Source organism: Plesiomonas sp. ZOR0011 (assembly GCF_000800945.1).
GTDB lineage: Bacteria > Pseudomonadota > Gammaproteobacteria > Enterobacterales > CAMTGL01 > Plesiomonas > Plesiomonas shigelloides.
The window spans coordinates 1-2,148 of the sequence record NZ_JRKB01000020.1 but is presented as its reverse complement, the minus strand read 5'-3'; the positions used below and the strand labels follow the sequence as shown (position 1 = coordinate 2,148).

1 protein-coding gene is annotated in these 2,148 nt (G+C 47.9%); it reads left to right on the top strand.

The window, feature by feature from the left end:
- Positions 1 to 384 precede the first annotated feature (384 nt).
- Positions 385 to 1,374, top strand: a complete 990-nt coding sequence (locus tag L975_RS03385; RefSeq protein WP_047707176.1) for a protein rep — start codon at positions 385 to 387, stop codon at positions 1,372 to 1,374.
- The last annotated feature ends 774 nt before the right edge of the window (positions 1,375 to 2,148 follow it).

Below are 2,148 nucleotides of genomic sequence, written 5' to 3'. Positions count from 1 at the left end.
AAAACACTTGTTTCGGGTGGATGGTTTCACGCAGTGATGCCATCCACCTGATAAGCGGTTTTTGCTGTTTTTTTTGGGCCGTTTTGGGCGGGTTTTGAGGGTGTCGGAAGGGGGTCTCTTCCTTGTATTTATACTTAAGGGATAAATGGCGGATTAAAATATGGCTCTAAGCCTTGTGCCGCAAGGGTTTGCACCGAATTTGCTCGAAAATGAGTTTGGGCGTATTCTGTTGGCCGTGGTCGTAAAAAAAGCGACCCTCGCAACTGCGTCAACAGTTCGAGGGCATGACCACCTGGATAAATTCTATTTTGCGAACAGACACATCAGGTGATAGGGAAATGATACCACAGCCATTCTCCGCCTGCCCATACTGGAGCGGGCATCATGACAAGCAATAACCTACAGTACCTTACTGATTACAGTCCTAACGATAAGCCTTGGGATTCCCACAAGAGCGTTTCCGATGATGTTGGCGGGATCTACTTACGCGCATCTGAATTCGAGCGCTATGCGGCGCGTATGGCCTCCTGCGGGGGTTTGCTGCGCTTTGGTTGGTCTACCATCAAAGAAACGGGAGAAACACGCCTAAGGCTGCGAGAGGCGCATTTTTGCCGTGTTAGGCACTGCCCCGTATGCCAGTGGAGGAGATCTCTAATGTGGCAAGCTCGTTTTTACCAATCCCTACCTCGAATTGTGGCGGATTATCCGAACTCTAGATGGATGTTTCTGACGCTAACGGTGCGTAATTGCGCCATCGAACGCCTTGGGGAGGAGCTTACTGCCATGAATGCGGCTTTTAAGCGCTTGGAAAAACGTAAAGAGCTTAAATCCGTTCAGGGCTGGATTCGGACTACCGAAGTAACGCGCGGCAAGGATGGTAGTGCGCATCCTCATTTTCACGTTTTGATGATGGTTCCGTCTGGCATGTTGAGCGGTCGCGATTACGTAAAACATTGTCGCTGGGTTGAGCTATGGCGGGATTGCTTGCGGGTTAACTATGATCCGAATGTTGATGTTCGCTCGGTTAAACCTCGTAAGCCGAAAGATGGTGAATCCTTGGCTTGTGCGACCGCTCAACTTGTTAGGGGCGCGGTTGCCGAAACTTTGAAATATTCTACCAAGCCAGCCGACATGGTTGCCGATCCTGAATGGTTCATTGAGCTAACTCGCCAAACGCACAAGCGCCGTTTTGTTGCGACAGGTGGTGCATTGAAAGATGTTTTGAAATTGGATCAAGAAACCGATCAGGACATGGTGATCGGGGATGATATTTCTGACGGCGATGACGATGGATCTCGGATTGCATTTGAATGGAAAACTGAGGTTAAAAAATACAGCCGTTCTCCATCGAAAGATAAATTCGAATCTGATTAGGGTGTCGGGATGGAATCCTGACCAAGGCGTTTTGTTGGAGCGTCACCGTGGTGGCGGTTCAACAAAACATACCTTGTCCCTTTGTTGATCTAGTTTTGGGCTTTCGGCTTTCAGGTTCGTAGAACCGCACAGGGTTTAAAAGGGATATTCCCTTTTGCACGTCGACCGGATGCGAAAATAATCACCCGATTATTTTTGTGTACGGTCGGTGTCGTGCCTTGCTTTGCTCTCTTGCTGATGGCGATTAAATAGCCTGACTACACTTTGACTACACTTTGGACTACAGATCGAACTACACTTTTGAGCCGTCGACTACAGTTTGAACTACAGATCGAACTACACTTTGACTACATTTTTGATGCCTTTGTGAAGAGGCATGTTCCAGAGCAAAATGATCTCTGTTTAGCGGAACAAAAAATAAGAAAACGATAAATGCAGGAGTACAGAAAATAAAAAAGTTGGGGGCGAAAAGATAAAAACAAAATAACGTAGGCGTTCATGTGGAAAAGCTAGGACAGCAAAGCTGACCTGAGCTTTACACACAATCACGCTGGCCAATCAGCGGAACGGCAAGATGCGCTCCGCGCCCAATAAGTTTTTTTTTGATGTTTTGGAAGAGCCAAGAACAGGCGTAAGGCAGGACTAAGGAACGGCACGGAAGGTGCTTTTTTCCAAAGGCTCCGCCCTCCTGACAAGCATCACAGAAAACAGGTGTTTTCCGGTGCTCAAATCAAGAGTGGCGAAACCCGAATCGGACTTAAAGATCCCCCCCAT

Bases quoted from the DNA above. Each gene is read 5' to 3' on its own strand.
- L975_RS03385 (WP_047707176.1), top strand. From the start codon at position 385: ATGACAAGCAATAACCTACAGTACCTTACTGATTACAGTCCTAACGAT.